This is a genomic window from Kitasatospora sp. NPDC088783 (assembly GCF_044750705.1).
In the GTDB taxonomy this organism is placed as follows: Bacteria; Actinomycetota; Actinomycetes; order Streptomycetales; family Streptomycetaceae; genus Kitasatospora; species Kitasatospora fiedleri.
Window position 1 is genome coordinate 174,256 of record NZ_JBIVKJ010000004.1, and the last position, 17,796, is coordinate 192,051.

A 17,796-nucleotide genomic window follows, 5' to 3' on the forward strand; every position below is an offset into this window, starting at 1 on the left:
CAGCCCTGACCAGCGAATACCCCGACACGATCCGATTCCCCGCCCGCACCCGCCGAGGCATCCTCCTCGGCCTGAACCCTCCCCAGCTCGCCATCGCCGGCACCGGCGGCCTGCTACTGCTCGCCGTCCTGATGACCATGGGCGTCACCGCCGCCCTCGCCTTCACCCCGCTGTGGGCCCTGCTCGGCACCGCCGTCGTCATCCGCATCCGCGGCCGCTCCATCGCCGAGTGGGTACCGATCGCCCTGCGCTACCAGCTGCGCCGCTCCCGCGGCCAACTCCTTTGGCTGGCAAGGCCGTCCACCCGACCCCGCCGCGAAGGACTACTGCACCTGCCCGGCACCGCGGCCTCCCTGCGCGCCGTCACCAGCCCCGACGGCCGACTCGGTGCCGTCCACGACCAGCAGCAGAACACCCTCACCGCCGTCACCCGCGTCTCCAGCAGGGCGTTCGCACTGCTCGATGCCGCCACCCAGAACAGCAACGTCAACGGATGGGGCCGGGCGCTGGCCGCACTCTCCCGCTCCGGGCAGATCGCCCGCATCCAGGTCATCGAGCGCACCGTCCCCGACTCCGGCGACACCCTGCAGCGCTACTGGCTGGAGCACGGCCGCCCCTCCACCCCCGTGGCCGGACCCATCTACGAGGACCTCCTCGCCGCGGCCGGACCGAGCGCCGCCCCGCACGAGGCATACATCGCCGTCGCCCTCGACCTGCGCGAGGCCCGCCGCCTGATCAACCAGGCCGGCGGCGGACTGGCCGGCGCGTTCGCCGTCCTGCAGCAGCTGACCGCCTCCCTCGACCAGTCGGTGCGCGGCGCGGGCCTGGCCCCGGGCGGCTGGCTGACCGCAGGCGAGATCGCCGCCACCGTCAGGACCGCCTACGACCCGGCCGTCCTGGGTGCGCTGGAGCGCTGGAGCGAAAACGGCCGCCCGGAGGCCGACGTCGCCGCCGCCGGCCCCGTCGTCCTGGTCGAGGAAGCCGAGTCGATCCGCACCGACTCCGCGCACCACACCGTCTACTGGATCGAGCAGTGGCCCCGCACCGAGACCAGCGCCGGGTTCCTCCACCAGCTCCTCTACTCCTCGGGCGTGCGGCGCACCCTGTCGATCACCTACGTCCCCCAGCAGCTCGACGCCGCGCTCAAGGACGTCCAGCGCAAGAAGTCCGCGATCATCTCGGACGCCGCCGAGCGCGTGCGCCGCGGCCAGGTCGACTCCGAGACCGACACCGTCGAGTACGCCGACGTCAAGCAGCGCGAACTCCAGCTGATCGCCGGCCACGCGGACGTCGCCATGACCGGCCTGCTCGTCGTCTCCGCCGACGACGCGGAGCAGCTCAGCGGTGCCTGCGCCCAGGTCGAGACCGCCGCCGTCGCCGCCCTGATCGACCTGCGCCGCCTGACGATGCAGCAGGCCGAGGCGTTCACCGCCGCCGCCCTTCCCCTCGCCCGACTCTGACCGCCGAAGGGCACCCGCTTCTTGACCCACGACCTCCCCGACCGCTCCGACCTGCTGCGCTTCGCCAGCGCCGCCGTCGACGTCCACCACCACACCCGCCTCGCCGACGGCGAGGCCGTCTCCCGCACCGAACTCGACGACCTGCACGCCCACACCGTCGCGCTGTTCGGCCTCCTGGACACCGCCACCGCCCGCACCCGCCCCCACGCCCCCGCCGCCGGCGACCACCTCCACAACGCGCGCCTTCGCGTGTGGCAGGTGGCGGAGCACCTCCACGACGCCTACCACGCCGCCCCCCGCGCCGATGGCCGCCGCCCCACCCGCGAAGCCTGTGCGCTTCGCCTGCCGGACGGCGCACCCGACCTGACGATCTGCCAGCGCCGCGCCGTCACCGCCGCCCGGCTGCGCCAGATCGCCACCCCCGCCGACCTGCACGCCCCCGCCCCCGGCCTCCTGCGCCGCTGAGCCCAACCCCCCGCAGAGAGGAGACCGGTTGCGCAACCGCACCAGCACCAGCGCCAGTCCCCTGTTCACCCCCGCCCGCGGCAACCGCGCCGAGCGCCGCCGCGCCCGCCGCGAGCTGGCCGAAGCCCGCCGCCAGGCCCGCCTCGCCGACCAGCCGGTGCGCCGCGCCGCCGGAGAGGTCGACGAACTCGACGAACGTCCCCTCTACCCGGCCGCCGGACGCCCCGGCCCGACCTCCGCCCGCGGCGGCAAGCTCCGCCTTCCGCCGCACCGCATGACCACCGCCGTGGCCGCCCACGCTTTCCCGTTCCTCGCCGAAGGCGGCCTGGGCGCGGGCGGCGTCTACCTCGGCCGCGACGTCCACTCCGAAGCGTCCTACCTGTTCGACCCCTTCGCGTTGTATGGCCGCGTCGAGGGCTTCACGAACCCGAACGTGGTGTTGGCCGGCGTGATCGGCATGGGCAAGTCGGCGCTCGCCAAGTCGATCGCCGCGCGTTCCATCGCCCACGGCTACAAGGTCTACGTCCCCTGCGACCCGAAGGGTGAATGGACGCCCGTCGCGCGGGAGTTGGGTGGTCGGACGATCTCGCTAGGCCCCGGCATGAGCGGGCGCCTGAACCCGCTGGACGCCCCGCCCCCGCCGCCGGGCGCCGACCCGGACGACTGGGCGGCCGAGGTCCGCAAGCGCCGCCTGCTGCTGCTCGCGGCCCTCGCCCGCACCGTCTTGCACCGCGACCTGCTGCCGATGGAGCACACCGCCCTCGACGTCGCCCTCGACGAGGTCGTCGCCGACGCCGCCCGCACCGGCCGCGTCCCGCTGCTGGGCCACATCGCCTCCATGCTCGGCAACGCCGCCCGCCTGGACGACGCCCTCGGAGATCCGGCCCGCCGTCTGGGTGCCGCCGCCGAGGACCTCGCCCACGCCCTGCGACGTCTCGTCCAGGGCGACCTGGCGAACATGTTCGACGCGCCCTCCACCGTCGAGTTCGACCCGACCGCCCCGATGCTGTCGATCGACCTGTCCACGCTCGGCTCCGCAGGCGACGACACCGGGCTGATTCTCGCGATGACCTGCGCCAGCGCGTGGATGGAGGCCGCGCTCTCCGATCCCGCCGGCGGCCGTCGCTGGGTCGTCTACGACGAGGCGTGGCGCCTGATGCGCCACCTGCCGCTGCTGGAGCGCATGCAGGCCCAGCTCAAGCTCGCCCGCGGCCTGGGCATCGCCAACCTCATCGTGATCCACCGCCTGTCCGACCTGCTGTCGGCCGGCGATGCCGGATCCCGCGGCCGCGCCCTCGCGGAGGGCCTGCTCTCCGACTGCGCCACCCGCATCATCTACCGCCAGGAACCCGACCAACTCGCCGCCACCGCAAGCCTGCTGGGACTGACCGGCGTGGAGACCGAGGCCATTGCCAACTGCGGCCGCGGCCGCGGCCTCCACAAGCTCGCCGGCCGCTCCTTCGTCGTCCAGCACGTCCTGCACCCCGCCGAACGCGAGCTGTTCGACACCGACGCCCGGATGGGCGAGAAACCTCACGGGTTCACGAAACCCGAAGCCCTGCGGGCCGCGTGACCCGCTCCACCTCCCCGCCGCCCGTCCGGGCGGTGGCCCCCACCCGACGCCAGGAGAACCCCCCATCGAGTTCCACCCCATCGCCACCTACTTCCCCATGCTCGACGACGAGGAACTGCAGGCCCTCGCCGAAAGCATCACCGAGCACGGCCTGCAGCACCCGATCGTCCTCGACGCGAACGGTCGGCTCCTCGACGGCCGCAACCGCCTCGCGGCATGCGAACTCGCCGGTGTAAAGCCCGATTTCACCACCTACGAGGGCAAAGACGCCAACGCCTACGCCTTCCTCGTCAACGCGCGGCGCCGCAACCTGACCAAGGGCCAGCTGGCAATGATCGCCGCGAAGGCCGGTTCACTCGGTGAACATCAGGGCCGTTCACCGAGTGAACAGCCCGTCCGTTCACTGAGTGAACAGACCGGAGTCTCCCTCGGCCGTATCGGACAGGCGAGCACCGTCCTGCGCCACGCCCCGGACCTCGTCGAATCGGTGATCAGCGGCGCCATCGGCCTCACCGAGGCGTACAAGACCGCCCGGGAGAACAAGGCGCAGGCGGACTCCGCCGAATCCCAGCTCGCCCGGCTGCGGGCGGAGGACCCGGAGCTGGCCGACAAGGTCGTCGACGGCGAGCTGACGCTGCCCGGTGCGTGGGCGGAGCGCAAGGAGCGGGCCGAGGAGGAGGTTCGCCGGCGCAAGGTCGCCACCACGTTCCTGTGCGAGACGGTCCCGCCGCTGGCCCAGGCCCGCGGCACCGGCACCGCCCTGCTCTACGACCCGCAGTTCATGCTCACCGGCCGGGCGATCACTGCCGAGGTCATCGACCAGGCCATCGAGGCCCTGACCGAGATGGCCCAACAGTGGCGGGAGAGTGAGGCCGCGTGAGCGAGACCGCCGACCTGCGGTTGTGGCAGATCGTCGAGGACGCCGCCGCCCACGTCACCGACGAGGCCGGCCGCTTCCGCCGCAGCGACCTGGAAGAGGAACTGTGCGATCGGCTGGCCAGCGAGGACCTGGACGTCCACGTGCGCTCGGCCGCCGTCGGCAAGCTGGCCGGCTCCCTCGTGCGCGGCTTCGGCGAGCGCCGCAGCCCCAAGCCCCGCCGGGCCTCGATGTTCCACCCGCAGGGCATCTTGAAGCTGGGCGGTGGCGTGTGGGTGTGGATGGAGCGTGCCACCCCCACCGACCTCCTGGAATGGGGCCGCCTGTCCACCCGGAACCTGGCCAAGGTGGCCGTCGCCGAGGCCGACCGCCAGGAGTACGTCGCCGAGCGGCTGAACGGCTTCCGCCTCCACAGCGGCCTCACCCACCTCGGCGAACTGGAGCGCGCGGTCTACGGCTACACCGGACCCGACCCCGCCGAGGACGCCGACCCCACCGATGACGCCGACTCCGGTGATGAGGCGCTGGAGTCGTGACGCACGTGACCGTCGGGTACGACGCCGCCCTGGGCGCCCACATCGCTGTCGCGCCCGACGCGGTCTGCGCCGCGCAGTTGGAGGAGGCCGGCTTCCTCCAGCACGGCGCCGACGTCCTGTACCGCCTGCCCGAGGATCCGGTGATCTCCGCCGAGTGGGTGATCCGCGACGCGGCCCGGCTCCTGGCCGCGCACGGGTACGGGCTGCTGCGCCTGTACTCCGAGGACGAGCAGCGCCAGCAGGCCGCGCAGGCTGGCCCGGAGGGCGAGACCCGTCCGGTGCGGACCACTGGCCCGGGGACGGTCTTCGGCCACCACGTGAGTGCGGACATCGAAGCCGGCCATCTCGTCATCAGCGGCCGCTACTCGGGCGTGTACGGCCAGCTTGAGCTGCTGGGCAGCTACCCGGCCACCGGCCGGGCGGCGACCTTCCACACCGAGCAGGGCAGCGGCTGGTGGGGTGTCGTCCACTACCCCGACCCCTCCGCCGCCGAAGAGGGGTTCGGGAGGCCGCTGTCCCCGCCGGCGGCAGCAGCACCGTCCGCCGCTGACGCCCGCTCCGCCGCCGCCCACACCACCACGCGCAACGCCGACCGTCTCCACCCCGCCCAGCCCAGCACCCCCGCGCCCGCGGTGCCCGCCCCCGCGAAGGCCGCCCGCCTGGCGCTGTGACCCGCCTGTTCCCGTTCCCCCGGAGGTACCTATGTCCGCCATGTCCGCACCGCTCACCCGCTTCGACGCCCGGGTCGAGGCGGCCACCAGTCTCAGCATCGCCGCCCTGCACGCCGCCCAGGACGGTCTCGATGACGCGGCCGCCCGCCTGCGCGACGCCCACCGGCGACTGGCCCAGGCCGAGACCCAGACCGCCTTCGAGCTCGTCCGGCTGCGGCTCGCCACCGACCGCCAGCGCCGGGTCGACGACCGGCTGCTGGACGACATCAGCACCCAGCTGGAGGTCCTGGAGGACATCGCCACCGCGCGGGACGAGGCCGAGCAGGACCTGCTCGACCTCCTGGCCCGGACCGAACAGCAGCACAGCGCCGCCGCCGTGACCGCCGCCACCCCGGTCGCCGTGCGGAGCCGGTGACCCCCGCGCACCGGCCGTCGGTGGTCTTCGGCTGGGACTTCGACTACGGCGAGTTCGCCATCGCCTGCGATGAGGACGACCCGCTGGTGCGGCTGGTCCTCGACCGCTGCGGCTTCGAGCGCCGGATCGAGCCGCTGTGCGCCTGGGGACTCAAGCCGGGCATCGGCGAGCACGACCGGCACGAGCAGATCGCAGCCGCCTCCACGGCCGTCGATCTGCTGATCACAGCCGGCCACCGCGTGGCCAACTGGCACGCACCGGAGCAGCGTTCGGCCGATGTCGCCCGCCACTACCGGTGGCTGCGCAGCACGGCGCCGTTCCCCGGCGCCGCCGCGGTCGCACGCGCCGCCGGTGCCGAGGCCCGGGCCCGGCTGGCGGCCGGCACGGTGCCCCGGCACGCCAGAGCCCTCACTGAGGAGGTCGCCGACGGGCGGCTGCGGGTGGAGGCCCGGCGCACCCTCGGCCACAGCGAGTGGATGCTGGCCACTCCCGCCGGGGAGCGCGACCACTACCTCGGCCTGCTCCACTCCCGGCACGACGGCTATCTCGGCATCACCGACGACTACGCCCTCTGGTACGCCGGCCAGGCCCGGCGGGACTTCCGCGTCCACGTCCTGCGCGAGCCCCGGCCGCCGAAGCCCGCCCGCGCCCGGGCGGCGACCTGCGGCACCGTCCCGGTGCGGCCGTCCGCCGTCCGGGCGGCGCACCCCGTCCATCCCGCCGTCGCGGCACTCGACGCCCGCAGCCGCTGACGCCGCTTCCCGTCCCTCTTCGATCAGCGAGACCCCACATGCCCGCAGACATCTCCTTCGCCCCCGGCCCGGACGGCGCGATCACCGCCCGGACCGTCCCCCACCTGCCCGACAGCGCCCGCCGTCTCCTCGACCAGCAGGACGCGGTGCGGGCCGACGACGGCTGCTCCTACCTCTTCGCCGGTCCCGACGCCGTTGCCCGTGCCGCCCGCGCAGCTTTCTTCCTGAACGTCGGCGGACTTCGCGTCGACACCTTCAGCGGTCCGCTGGAGCCGGAGCGCACCCTCGTCCCGGACGGTGCGGACATCGTCTTCGCCCGCCACCCCGCCGAGGGGATCGTCGCGGCGACCGCCGCCGATGCCACCGAGCCCCTGGTGCCCGAGATCCTGGCGCGCTTCGGGTTCACCCACGACAGCGGCCGGGACATCTACCTGCAGCCGCCCGGCCTGGGCGAGCGCCAGGCGCTGGCGGCCGCCGCCCGCGTGAGCCTGGTCCTGCAGAACCTGGGCGTCCAGATCGCCACCCGCGGGCTCGCCGCCGCACCGGCCTCCGCCGACCGGCTCGCCGAGGCGGTCGAAGACCTCGCCGTCGAGCGGGTCAACATCCGCACCCTGACCGACAGCCGCGACATCGCGGACCTGCTGGACGCCGCCAGCGACGAGGACACCGGCGCGTTGTCGCAGCTGTCCGCGCTGCTCGACGACATCGGCCGGTGGACTTCCAGCCTGCCCGTCGGCCAGGACCAGCAGGTCGGCGGGCGGATCGATGAGGCCCGCATCGCCACCGAGGCCCTGCACGTGAGCATCGTCGGCCTGCAGCGCGAACTCGTCGGCCTCGGCGCGGTCCTGGACACCTCCGCGGCCCCGGCGCCCTCGGCCCGCTCGGCCCGCTCCAGCGCCGCCACCGCCTCCACCGCCACGGCCGCCCACGCCCTGACCGGCGGGCCGATCCTGCAGAGCCCCGCCCCGGCGCCCGCCGCCGCCCCCTCGCAGACCGCCCCCGCCGCCTCTCTCTAGGAGCCCCGATCCCCGACCCCACCATCCAGTTCGTCCGGCACCCGGTGCACGGCGTCGTGGTCACCGGCCTCGCCGGGGCGACCTACCAGCACCGCCGCCTGCTGGCCGACTACGGCTACACCGCGTTGGCGGGCACCGACGACCTCGTCCTGACCGCCCGCACCGACAGCGTCTTCCTCCACGCCCGGCAGGCCGTCGCCGCTCTGCGCTCCACCGGCGCCGCCGTCAGCGCCGACCCCGCCTTCGACTACGGCGAGCACCCGGGCTACCCCAGCCCGGCCTCCGCCGCGGCCGGACCCGGCCCCAGGATCGTCACCCCCGGCACCGACGTCACCGGGTCTGCGGCCGACGTCGTGATCGGCGCGCACCCCGAGCACGGCATCACCGCCGCCGACCGCTCCGGCAACCCCGGCACCGCGCAGCTCCTCGCCCAGCAGGGCTTCTACCGCACCCCCGGCGGCCGGGAGCTGTTCGCGCTGAACCTGCCGGACAACGACGGCGCCCAGCGCGCCACCGCCGCCGTCGCGGCCCTGCGCGCCGCCGGACTGAACGTCAGCACCGACCTGGCGTACGAGCCCCGCGACCTGGGACAGAAGGCGCAGGACCGGGCCCGCGAAGCCGAGGCCGCACCGACGCCGCCCACGCACTCCGGGCCCGCCGACCCGTTCCTGACCCGCCTTGCCCCCGCCGAGAAGCCGAACGACACCAGCCCGCCCGACCGCGCTGCGGTGCACGCCCCCGGGATCGACCCGTTCAACACCCGGCTCCACCCCGTCCCGGCCGCCGAGGGCCCGCCCGATGCCCGGATGGCGGCGATGGTGACCAACCGGCAGAAGACGCTCGCCACGATCGACGAGATCCTCGCCGGGCTGGCCCAGCAACTGCGCGACGACCCGCAGTCCCTCGATCCCGTCGCGGTTGCCGCCACCCTGGCCGACACCCAGAGCACGCTCGGCGGCGTCCGCCGCGACCTGGAAGCGATCAGCGCCTCCGCCCCGGCCCGCCCCCGCGCCGCCGCCCGCGGCAGCCGAGCGGCCGCCACCCCCGTGCTGAGCGCCCGCGCCCAGGCCGCCCGCGCCACCAGCCTGCGCCTGGGCCGCGTCAGCGCCGCCCAGCCCGCCCAGCCCGCCCAGCCCGCCGAGGCCGTGCGCCGCGCCGAGGACCCGCGCGTCGCCTACAGCATCCACACCCGCTGACCTGGAGAAAACCTCTTGCCCGTCAAGACCGTCTGGACCGTAGAGCACTGCTGCGGCCACAGCGCTGACCACGACCTCTCCACCCGCCCGGCCGACCGGCGCGCCGGCTACGCCCGCTGGCTCGCCGGGCGCGACTGCACCGACTGCTGGCGCGCCCAGCGCGAGAACGACGACGCCGGCCGCGCCGCCTGGTTGGAGACCCGGCGTGCCGAGGAGCAGCAGGCCGCCGCCGAGTGGGCGACCAAGTTCCGCATGCCGCCGCTGTCCGGACCCGAGCGCGCCCTGGCCTGGGGCGAGCGCTCCCGCCACCAGCTGATGACCGCCGCCCACCGCGTGCTGGTCGCCGAGGGCACTCTCGGCGAGAGCGACTGGGAGGAGATCGAGGAGCAGGCCCGCGCCGTCGACCGGGCCGGCTGGTGGATCGACCAGCGCGACGCCGACCCGGGCGACCTGCCGGAACTGCTGGGCGCCGCCACCGACGCCGACCGCTCCACCGAAAACCCCCACTACTGACCCGTTGGAGGCCCCCACCCCTTGCCGCCACCGATCCTTTCCCTCATCCTCGCCCAGCCTGACACCGACGAGACCGGGAAAGTCGCCGTCTGGGCGATCCGCCGCCTCGGCGATGCCCTGCGCGAAAGCCCAACCCCGGCCGCCAGCGCGGACCTCCTCGCCATCGTCGAGACCGCGCTTGTCGAGATCAGGTACACGCTGATCCGAGCTGAGCTGAACGCCGCCGACAACGGAGCCTCCGCCGACCCCGTGTCGAAGCAGTTGAATTCCGCAGACCTGACCGCTATCCGCCTGATCACGCAGGTGGAAGCCGCAGTGGTAGGGCTGCGTGGGTACGGCGACACCTACCCGCCGTCCGCGCCTGCGCCGGCCAGCCGTGCCGAGCGCCGCCGCGCCACGGCGGCCTCCTCCGCCCACGTCGCCGCGACGGCGACGCCGTCCCCGGCCACGGCCACCGCCTTCGAGGTGACCGCCAACCCCGGCGTCGTTTCCCGGAGCCTGCGTTGAACGCGTCCGAGGCCCGCTCCGGGATCAGCGTCGTACCGGGGACCTTCGGCCCGGTGGAAGTACACGGCGCCGACGAGCGGGCCCTGCGCCTGATCAAGAACCTGGGCTTCCGCGCCCTGCGGCGCCCCACCTCCCCGGCGTACCTGCCGGCGGGGGAGGGACCGCTCATCCGGCGCGCGCTCGCCACCCGGGCCGCCGAGCACCTGGCCGCCGCCGGCTACCGGGTCGACCTCGACCCGGAGCTTCGGATCTCCGACCTCGACGAGCGGACGATGGAAGTCCTCGACGCCATGTCCCGCAGCGCCGACCACCTGCTGAGCCTGCTGGAGGAGATGGACAACGTCCACGACCTCGCCGACGCCGCCGCCCAGATGGTCAGCGGCCCGAACGGCCCGATCCACGCCATGGCGGACGCGTTCCGGCGGGCGGGCGACCACGTCCGCCGCACCACCGCCGACGACTACGACGGCGACCTGGCCGACTTCTTCCACGCCGCCTCCCGGCGCATGACCGACCTCGCAGCCTCCGCCAACAATGTCGGCTACCTTCCCCGCCCCGCGGACCGCGCCGACCGCCGCCAGTCGGCCACTGTCCGCTCCACCGCCTCCTTCACCGTGACCGCAGCGCCGCCCGCCCCGCTCCCGCCGCCCGGTCCGTCCGCCCGCCCTGCCTCCCGGAGGCCGACTTGACCACACCCGCACCCAGCCCTCGACCCGCCCCGTCCGCGCAGACCCCGAACACCGGCTGGTTCCAAGACGCGGCGCCCGAGCAGATCGCCCAGCTCGTCTCCGGGCTTCTGCGCGACGAAGGCGTCCTCGCCCTCACCGCCCGCCTGGCCCGGCAGGCAGCCCGCGCCCTGGACCCGATCGGCTCCGCGCCGCAGCGCAATCCCGCCGCCTACGAGGTCCGCTGGCACCTGGCCGACGTCGCCGACGCGATCGAGGACGCGCGGGCCGCCATCGAGACCGCCACCGAGGACCTAGTGCGGGGGCTGCGCGCCTGGGCCGCGACCGGCCTCGCCGAGATCACCGCCGCCCACGGCAGCACCGGCCCGCGCCCGGAGTCCGGCGAGCGGCTGCACCTCTTCTGGGTCGACGGCGCCTTCGACCGCGCGCCCTACCTCGGCCTGGTCGGCCCCGACCACACCGACGGCGACGCCCAGCCCTACTGCACCGCCGGCTTCACCCGAGAGGTGGCCGAGCACATCACCGCCGACCTCGCCGCCGACGGCGGCGGCCTCACCGCGCGCTGGGACAGCCGGGGCGAACTGCGCTTCAGCTGGACGGCCGAGCACGCCGGCATGGCCGGCAGCGAGGACGTCGCGCCCGACGGCCGCGGCCTCTACCGCATCGGCGGTCTGTGGCCCTGGTTCTCGTTCGAGCTCCCCCCGGCCGCCCTCCAGCCCCACCCCCTGGACGCCGACCGCACCTTGTCGCGCGTCCACGCCCAGGCCACCCCCACCGTGGAACGCGCATCCGGGGGCGCTCCCCGCCAGGGGGCGGGCGCGGTGCCCGATCCCGCCGCCGCGATGCGCCGGCTCACCGCCCTGCTCGACGAGACGGCCGACCCCGCCGAGGCCGCCCGCCTCGTCGAGCAGGCGGAGCAGCACCTCGAAGCGCTGTCGGACTTCCTCGGCGCCGCGGCGCGCTGGAGCGGCGCCCGAGAGGGCACCGCCCACCTGCAGCTCGACCTCGGCCGCACCAGTCAGGACGTGTACGACGCAGGCGCCGACCTCGCCGATGCGGCCGCCGGCCTGCGCGCCGCCGCCCCCCGCCCGGCCCGCATCCGCTCCGCCGCCCCGGCGGCCGCCGCCCCGGCCGCGCAGCCGCGGGTTCAGCCGTCCGCGCGGCGATGAAGAAACGTTCCTTCCAGTGATCCCCGGCATCACCCGTTACGCCAGCACCCGGGACCTGCTCGTCTCCGCCCAGCAGCAGGCCCGCCACCGCCCGGGCCGCCCCCGGGTGCGGATCGTCGCCGCCTGGCGCCCCCTTGCCGAGCTGCCCCTGCCGGGCACCGCCGAACTCGACGCGCTCGCAGCCGACTTGGACGCGGACCTGATCCGCCTGCGGCCGGAGCGCGAGCGCCGGCCGGGGCGCGAGCGGGACGTGTGGCACTGCACGCTGCGCGCCCACCCCGACTCGCCCCCGCTGCCCGACGCCCGCTGGGCCGAGGCCGCCCGCCGGGTGCTGGCCGCCACCGGCATCGCCCCCGTCGGCGACGCGCCGGCCTGCCGCTGGATCGCCCTGCGGGTGGACAGCCACGAGGTGCGCATCATCGCGCCCCTCGCCCGCCCGGACGGCCGCCCCCCAGGGCTGGAGCGCGACCTGTCCCGCGCCATGGCCGTCTGCCAACTGCTGGACGTCGAATCCCGCCGACTCGCCGCCGCGCCGAGCGCCGGATCCCGCACCGGCCCGGTCCGCAGCACCCCGCCGCCGACCCAGAAGCCGACCGCCGCACCACCCGGTCACCGATCCCGCTGAACGAAAGGCACCGCCCTGCCCGAACCCCACGCCCGCCCACCCGCCGCCCGTGCCCACGACGCCACCCTCCGCCTGTCCCGCGCCATCTCCGACCTGAGCGAATGCGTCGAGACGATGGACCCGGACGAGGCCGCCGAGATGCTCCACGCCCTGTTCCTGCCGCCCGGTCCCGTCCAGGCGCTCGCCGCCCTCCTCACCCGCCTCGGCACCCACGCCGCCGACGCCTGGGGCGACCCGGACATCCACGAGCCGCTCTTTCGAGAGGGCGCCGAACTCGCCCTCGGCGCCTACCGGGTGGCCTCCGTCGCCAACCGGCTCGGCCACCTCGACGCGGCCGACACCCGGCAGCGCTACTCGGCCGCCCGCAGCCTCTCGCCCGCGGCCCAAGCGGCCGGACCGGGCGCCCGCATCCACCAGGCCGCTGCCGCCGAGGCCGCCCGCACCGCCGCCCCGCACCCGCGGATCGCCGAGCCGCCCGCGCGCTGACCGCGCCCCCGCCACCCGCCCGCAAGGACGACGGCACCCATCTCGCCAACTGCGCTGCATCGAGCAGCAGTTGAGCTTCCCTACGCCGACCGCGCTGTCTTCGCGCGCGTTGCGGCTTCCCCGCGCCGACCGCGTGCCCCTTCCCGCGGTCCGGCTTCCCGCAAGGACCCGCCAACTGCCCCCCTCCTCCTCTCCTTCCTCCCCGTCCCCGTCCCCGGGCACCGACGCCCTCCTCTACACCCTGATCGGCGCCGGACTGGCGCTGATCGCCTACGGCTCCCTCGCCTGGGTCTGCGGCAACACCGCCAACGCCTTCCTCGGCAGCGGCGGTTGGACGCCGTTCCAGCCGATCGCCGCCGCCCTGCACCCGCAGCAGACCTGGCCCGTCCTGGGTGCCGTCGCGCTCCTGCTCGGCGCCCGGATCGCCCCCGGCCTGCTCGCCGCCGCTGCCGCCGCCCTCGGCTTGCGCCTGTGGCTGCGCCACCGCCGCTCCAAGTCCGCCGGCCTCGCCACCAGCCGCGACCTCTCGGCGCTGCTGCCCAAGGAGATCACCGCGAAGGCCAAGAGCCTGCGCCCCAGCCTGGCCGCGGCGAAGCCCGGCAGCATCCGCCCCCAGGACACCGGCATCCTGCTCGGAACCCTGGGCGAGAGCGGCCCGGAGGTCCGCGCGTCCTGGGAGGACGTCGCCGTCGCGATCATGGCCCCGCGAAGCGGCAAGACCACCAGCTTGGCGGTGCCCTCGATTCTGTCCGCCCCCGGCCCCGTCGTGCTCACCTCCAACAAAGCGGGGGGCGACGCGTTCACCGCCACCCTCGACGCCCGCTCGGCCGTCGGCCGCGTGTGGACGATGGACCCGCAGCAGATCGCCCACACCGAGCAGGCCATGTGGTGGAACCCGCTCGCCGACGCCCGCGACCTGCCCGGCGCCAGGCGCCTCGCCGGGCACTTCGTCACCGCCAGCGTCGACGCCTCCAACGCGACCGACTTCTGGAGCACGGCCGCAGCGAACACGTTGACCGCGCTGTTCCTGGCGGCGGGCGCCGACGGCCGGCCGATCACCGACGTCCTTGCCTGGCTCGCCCAGCCCTCCGACCGCACCCCGATCGACATCCTCAAGGCGAACCAGCTCACCGCCATCGCCGCCCAGTTGCAGGGCACCGTGTCGGGTGCCGTCGAGACGAGGGACGGCATCTACGAGACGGCCCGTCAGTACGCGGCCTGCCTGCTGGACCCCGGCATCGCGGTCTGGGTCACTCCCTCCGACACCCTGCCCGAGTTCAAGCCGTCGGCCTTCGCCGCCAGCAGCGACACCCTGTTCCTGCTGTCCAAGGACGGCGGCGGCTCCGCGTCCGCGCTGATCGCCGCGGCGGCGGACTCCGTGATGCGCTCCGCCGTCGTCCAGGCCGAGCGCGACGGAGGCCGCCTCGACCCGCCGTTGCTGGCAATCCTCGACGAGGCCGCCAACGTCTGCAAGATCGCCGATCTCCCGGATCTGTACAGCCACTTGGGCTCACGCGGGGTCATCCCGATCACGATCCTGCAGTCCTACCGCCAGGGCCAGAAATGCTGGGGCGAGGCCGGCATGGACGCCATGTGGTCCGCCGCCACCATCAAGGTCCTGGGCAGCGGCATCGACGACGCGGACTTCGCCGACAAACTCAGCCGCCTGGTGGGCGAGCACGACGTCGAGAGCGTCTCCCACTCCACCTCGGAGTCGGGCCGCTCCACCTCCACCTCGATGCGGCAGGAGCGGATCCTGCCGCCCGACCAGATCCGCGCCCTGCCCAAGGGCACGGCCCTGCTGCTGGCCACCGGCATCAAGCCCGCCCTGCTCCAACTGCGCCCCTGGTACAAGGAAGCCGGTGCCGCCGTGATCGGCAAGGCGTCCGCCGCGCAGACCGCCGCGATCACCGACCGGGCCCGCGCCAAGGCAGGGGCCGCCGCGTGAACCGCACCCCCACTTCCTCCGGCACGGCCCCCGCGACCCCGACCGTGCGGACGCTTTCTCTAGGTGCCGGTGTGCAGTCGACCACCCTGCTGCTGCTCTCCGCCCTCGGGGAACTCCCGAAACTGGACTACGCGATCTTCGCGGACACCGGCTGGGAGCCGAAGCGCGTCTACGAGCACCTCGACCGCGTCGAGCGCGAGATCGCCATCCCGGCCGGCATACCGATCCTGCGGGTCGCCTCCGGCAACATCAGGGACGACGCCCTCGACCCCGGCCACCGCTTCGCGAGCATGCCGCTCTACGTCCTCAACCGCGACGGCAGCCCCGGGATGACACGTCGTCAGTGTACGGGCGAATATAAGATCAAACCAATAAAGCGGCAGGTCAGGGCGCTCCTCGGGTACCCCTACCCGGCCCGCATCCCGGTCGGCGTCTTCGCCGAGCAGTGGATCGGGATCAGCACGGACGAGTTCCACCGGGCGAAGGACGCCGACGTCCGCTACACCCGCAACCGCTTCCCGCTGATCGAGCTGGGCCTCTCGCGCGGCGACTGCCTGGCCCTGCTCGCCGAGCACGGACTGGAGAGCACCCCGAAGAGCAGCTGCCTAGGGTGTCCGTTCCACGGCAACGCCCAGTGGAGGGCGATCCGCGACGGTGACCCCGAGGAGTGGCAGGACGTCGTCGAGTTCGACGCCGCGATCCGCGCCGGCAACGCCCGGGCCACCGCGGACGGACGGCCGCTGCTCGGCCAGGCGTACCTGCACCGCTCCCGCGTCCCGCTCTCCGAGGCGCCCATCGACCACCGCACCCGCCGCGAGCGCCTCGGCACCCAGGAGCGCATCGCCTTCGACCGCGAAGAGTTCGGCCCCGAGGACGGCTGCTCCCCCTACTCCTGCCGCTCCGGGGAGCCGGCGTGAGCTTCCCCGGCATGATCGACAACCTGTGCAGGGAGTGGACCGCCTCCGACCAGCACAGCGCCGAGCTCCTGCGCAACCTCTGGTGGGACCCCGAGCAGTACGAGCCGGTCGCCAGCTGCCAAAACCGCGACAGCAGCGAGCACTTCATCGTGATCTCGGACGCTCTGGCCTACGGCATGCCGTGGGTGGAACAGCGGGCGCGAGGCATCCACCTCCGGCTCGACCCGGCCGAACGGATCTGTCACGTCCGTGGTGAGGCCGCCATGACCTATGCGTGGGCGAGCCACTGGCTCGTGCAGCGCGGGGCCGACCCGGCCGCCCTCGCCCGGTACCGGCCCGTCCCGGCCGACCCCTACGGATGGGGCTCGGACGATTTCAAGGCCACGGGCCTGATATCGGCCGGCGACTACCGCTACGCCCGGCCCGGCGACGCCCGCACCCGGGTGATCGAGGAGCGCATCCGCCGCTCCGGCGACCGCTACCGGCTCCTCGGCCGGCAGATGGCCTACTCGGGCAACACCGTCGACGACGACCTGCGCGAAGCCCACTACGTCCTGCTGCTGGACAACCACCCCCGCGCCGCGGAGCGCCGGTTCGTCGTGCAGCTGGAGACGGTCCACCGCCTGCGGGCCGTCTACACCCTCGATGAGGGCGGATTCCCGACCGAGAAGGAAGCCCAGGAGTGGGTCGACCGGATCGATGCGCGCGACGTCGCGCCGCTGCCGGCCACCGACCCGGCCACCGGACTCCCCGCCGCTGCACGGCGCGCCGCGCCCGCTGCGGCGCCCCCCGCCTTCCAACCGCCCAGCACCCCAAGGCGGTTCACGCGGTGAACACACCCGCCCGGCCCCGCCAGACACCCCCTGGGCACTGGCGCGGCCGAGGCGGCCCCGCTGCCGCCCGCAGCCCACACCTCCTCGGCACGGCTCCGACTCCGGCCCGCCCCGTCCCCTGTCTCCTCACCCCATCCGGAGGTAACCCCCTTGGATCCCTGGCGCACCCCCGTCGTCCCCGCGGACGGCCGCTCCTCCCACTTCTGCAGGTCCGGGGAGGCCATATGAACTTCGTCGAGATGATCGACAATCTGTACCAGCAGTGGAAGCCCGCCGACGAGGCCAGCGGCCGGTTCCTGCGCGACCTGTGGTTCGACAGCGACCACTACATCGTGGTCGCGGCCGATGAGAATTCCGACGGCACCGAGCACTTCATCGTCACCGGGAACGAGCTGAACATGGGCGAGGAGCCGTGGGTGGCCGAGCGCGCGGTGGCCATCCACGTCCGGCTCGACCCGGACGCGCGGACCTGCCATGTCCGCAGGGCCGACGCCTTCACCTTCGGGTGGGCCGGCCACTGGCTGGCGCGGCGGGGCGCGGACCCGGACGCCCTCGCCCGCTACCGTCCCCTGTCCGCCAACCCCTACAGCCGGGGGCCCGGCGGTGACGACTGCCAGGCCGAGGGCCTGATCTCGCCCAGCCACTACTGGTACGCCCGGCCCGGCGACGCCCGCACCCGGACGATCGAGGACCGCATCCGCCGCTCCGGCGACCGCTACGAGATCCTCACCTGGCAGATGGCCTACACCGAGCACGCCACGGGCGGGGAGCGCGATGCCCACTTGGTGCTGCTGCTGGACAACCACCCCCGCGCCGCGGAGCGCCGGTTCGTCGTGCAGTTGGAGACGGTCCACCGCCTGCGGGCCGTCTACACCCTCGACGAGGGCGGATTCCGGACCGAGAAGGAAGCCCGGGAGTGGGTCGACCGGATCGATGCGCGCGGCGTCGCGCCGCTGCCGGCCACCGACCCGGCCACCGGACTCCCCGTCGCTGCACGGCGCGCCGCGCCCGCTGCGGCGCCCGCCGCCTTCCAACCGCCCAGCACCCCGCGGCGGTTCACGCGGTGAACACACCCGCCCGGCCCCAGCGCCGGGCTCGGGCGGCGGGCCTCGGCGGCCCTGCCGCTGCCCGCGGCTCTGCGGAACGCCTCC

At 74.5% G+C, this 17,796-nt stretch carries 20 protein-coding genes; all 20 read left to right on the forward strand.

The window, feature by feature from the left end:
* Positions 1 to 5: 5 nt before the first annotated feature.
* The 20 genes from ACIP60_RS13185 to ACIP60_RS13280 all read left to right on the forward strand — a co-directional run bounded on the left by ACIP60_RS13185 (position 6) and on the right by ACIP60_RS13280 (position 17,712).
* A complete protein-coding gene (locus ACIP60_RS13185) occupies positions 6 to 1,460 on the forward strand; it encodes an SCO6880 family protein (RefSeq protein WP_400684155.1) in 1,455 nt (484 codons plus the stop codon).
* Positions 1,461 to 1,481: 21 nt separating this feature from the next.
* Positions 1,482 to 1,925 carry a DUF6238 family protein gene (locus ACIP60_RS13190; RefSeq protein WP_400683028.1) on the forward strand — a complete coding sequence of 148 codons (444 nt, stop codon included), beginning with the start codon at positions 1,482 to 1,484 and terminating at the stop codon, positions 1,923 to 1,925.
* A 28-nt stretch (positions 1,926 to 1,953) separates the two neighbouring features.
* Positions 1,954 to 3,498, forward strand: a complete 1,545-nt coding sequence (locus tag ACIP60_RS13195; RefSeq protein WP_400683030.1) for an ATP-binding protein — start codon at positions 1,954 to 1,956, stop codon at positions 3,496 to 3,498.
* A 97-nt stretch (positions 3,499 to 3,595) separates the two neighbouring features.
* Positions 3,596 to 4,378 carry a ParB/RepB/Spo0J family partition protein gene (locus ACIP60_RS13200; RefSeq protein WP_400683032.1) on the forward strand — a complete coding sequence of 261 codons (783 nt, stop codon included), beginning with the start codon at positions 3,596 to 3,598 and terminating at the stop codon, positions 4,376 to 4,378.
* Positions 4,375 to 4,911, forward strand: a complete 537-nt coding sequence (locus tag ACIP60_RS13205; RefSeq protein WP_400683034.1) for a hypothetical protein — start codon at positions 4,375 to 4,377, stop codon at positions 4,909 to 4,911. Before ACIP60_RS13200 ends, ACIP60_RS13205 begins: the two co-directional genes overlap by 4 nt.
* Complete coding sequence (locus ACIP60_RS13210) at positions 4,908 to 5,582, forward strand: hypothetical protein (protein WP_400683037.1); 675 nt, start codon at positions 4,908 to 4,910, stop codon at positions 5,580 to 5,582. Before ACIP60_RS13205 ends, ACIP60_RS13210 begins: the two co-directional genes overlap by 4 nt.
* Positions 5,583 to 5,622: 40 nt before the next feature.
* Positions 5,623 to 5,997: a hypothetical protein gene (locus ACIP60_RS13215; RefSeq protein ID WP_400683039.1), complete on the forward strand. Its 375-nt coding sequence runs from the start codon at positions 5,623 to 5,625 to the stop codon at positions 5,995 to 5,997.
* Positions 5,994 to 6,749, forward strand: a complete 756-nt coding sequence (locus tag ACIP60_RS13220; protein ID WP_400683042.1) for a hypothetical protein — start codon at positions 5,994 to 5,996, stop codon at positions 6,747 to 6,749. The genes ACIP60_RS13215 and ACIP60_RS13220 overlap by 4 nt, the downstream gene beginning before the upstream one ends.
* Before the next feature lie 38 nt (positions 6,750 to 6,787).
* Positions 6,788 to 7,765 (forward strand): hypothetical protein, encoded by a 978-nt coding sequence (locus ACIP60_RS13225; RefSeq protein WP_400683044.1) that lies wholly within the window; start codon positions 6,788 to 6,790, stop codon positions 7,763 to 7,765.
* A gap of 44 nt (positions 7,766 to 7,809) precedes the next feature.
* The gene (locus ACIP60_RS13230) at positions 7,810 to 8,961 is read left to right on the forward strand and encodes a hypothetical protein (protein ID WP_400683046.1); all 1,152 of its coding nucleotides are present in this window, start codon (positions 7,810 to 7,812) and stop codon (positions 8,959 to 8,961) included.
* Between the two features lie 15 nt (positions 8,962 to 8,976).
* The gene (locus tag ACIP60_RS13235) at positions 8,977 to 9,474 is read left to right on the forward strand and encodes a hypothetical protein (RefSeq protein ID WP_400683049.1); all 498 of its coding nucleotides are present in this window, start codon (positions 8,977 to 8,979) and stop codon (positions 9,472 to 9,474) included.
* 21 nt (positions 9,475 to 9,495) lie between these two features.
* Entirely contained in the window at positions 9,496 to 9,981 is a 486-nt protein-coding gene (locus ACIP60_RS13240) for a hypothetical protein (protein WP_400683051.1), read from the forward strand.
* The gene (locus ACIP60_RS13245; protein WP_400683053.1) at positions 9,978 to 10,670 is read left to right on the forward strand and encodes a hypothetical protein; all 693 of its coding nucleotides are present in this window, start codon (positions 9,978 to 9,980) and stop codon (positions 10,668 to 10,670) included. Before ACIP60_RS13240 ends, ACIP60_RS13245 begins: the two co-directional genes overlap by 4 nt.
* Positions 10,667 to 11,836: a hypothetical protein gene (locus tag ACIP60_RS13250; protein ID WP_400683056.1), complete on the forward strand. Its 1,170-nt coding sequence runs from the start codon at positions 10,667 to 10,669 to the stop codon at positions 11,834 to 11,836. The genes ACIP60_RS13245 and ACIP60_RS13250 overlap by 4 nt, the downstream gene beginning before the upstream one ends.
* 16 nt (positions 11,837 to 11,852) lie before the next feature.
* Positions 11,853 to 12,461, forward strand: coding sequence for a hypothetical protein (locus ACIP60_RS13255; protein WP_400683058.1), 609 nt, complete (start codon positions 11,853 to 11,855; stop codon positions 12,459 to 12,461).
* 114 nt (positions 12,462 to 12,575) lie between these two features.
* A complete protein-coding gene (locus tag ACIP60_RS13260; protein ID WP_400683061.1) occupies positions 12,576 to 12,947 on the forward strand; it encodes a hypothetical protein in 372 nt (123 codons plus the stop codon).
* Positions 12,948 to 13,122: 175 nt separating this feature from the next.
* Positions 13,123 to 14,895, forward strand: coding sequence for a type IV secretory system conjugative DNA transfer family protein (locus ACIP60_RS13265; protein WP_400684158.1), 1,773 nt, complete (start codon positions 13,123 to 13,125; stop codon positions 14,893 to 14,895).
* An 86-nt stretch (positions 14,896 to 14,981) separates the two neighbouring features.
* On the forward strand, positions 14,982 to 15,812 hold the full coding sequence (locus tag ACIP60_RS13270) for a hypothetical protein (protein WP_400684160.1): 831 nt from the start codon (positions 14,982 to 14,984) through the stop codon (positions 15,810 to 15,812).
* On the forward strand, positions 15,809 to 16,645 hold the full coding sequence (locus ACIP60_RS13275; protein WP_400683063.1) for a hypothetical protein: 837 nt from the start codon (positions 15,809 to 15,811) through the stop codon (positions 16,643 to 16,645). Before ACIP60_RS13270 ends, ACIP60_RS13275 begins: the two co-directional genes overlap by 4 nt.
* 224 nt (positions 16,646 to 16,869) lie before the next feature.
* Entirely contained in the window at positions 16,870 to 17,712 is an 843-nt protein-coding gene (locus tag ACIP60_RS13280; RefSeq protein ID WP_400683065.1) for a hypothetical protein, read from the forward strand.
* Positions 17,713 to 17,796: the final 84 nt, after the last annotated feature.

Coding starts and splice junctions, on each gene's coding strand:
- ACIP60_RS13200 (WP_400683032.1), top strand. CDS start 3,596: ATGCTCGACGACGAGGAACTGCAGGCCCTCGCCGAAAGCATCACCGAG.
- ACIP60_RS13215 (WP_400683039.1), top strand. CDS start 5,623: ATGTCCGCACCGCTCACCCGCTTCGACGCCCGGGTCGAGGCGGCCACC.
- ACIP60_RS13225 (WP_400683044.1), top strand. CDS start 6,788: ATGCCCGCAGACATCTCCTTCGCCCCCGGCCCGGACGGCGCGATCACC.
- ACIP60_RS13260 (WP_400683061.1), top strand. CDS start 12,576: ATGGACCCGGACGAGGCCGCCGAGATGCTCCACGCCCTGTTCCTGCCG.
- ACIP60_RS13280 (WP_400683065.1), top strand. CDS start 16,870: ATGAACTTCGTCGAGATGATCGACAATCTGTACCAGCAGTGGAAGCCC.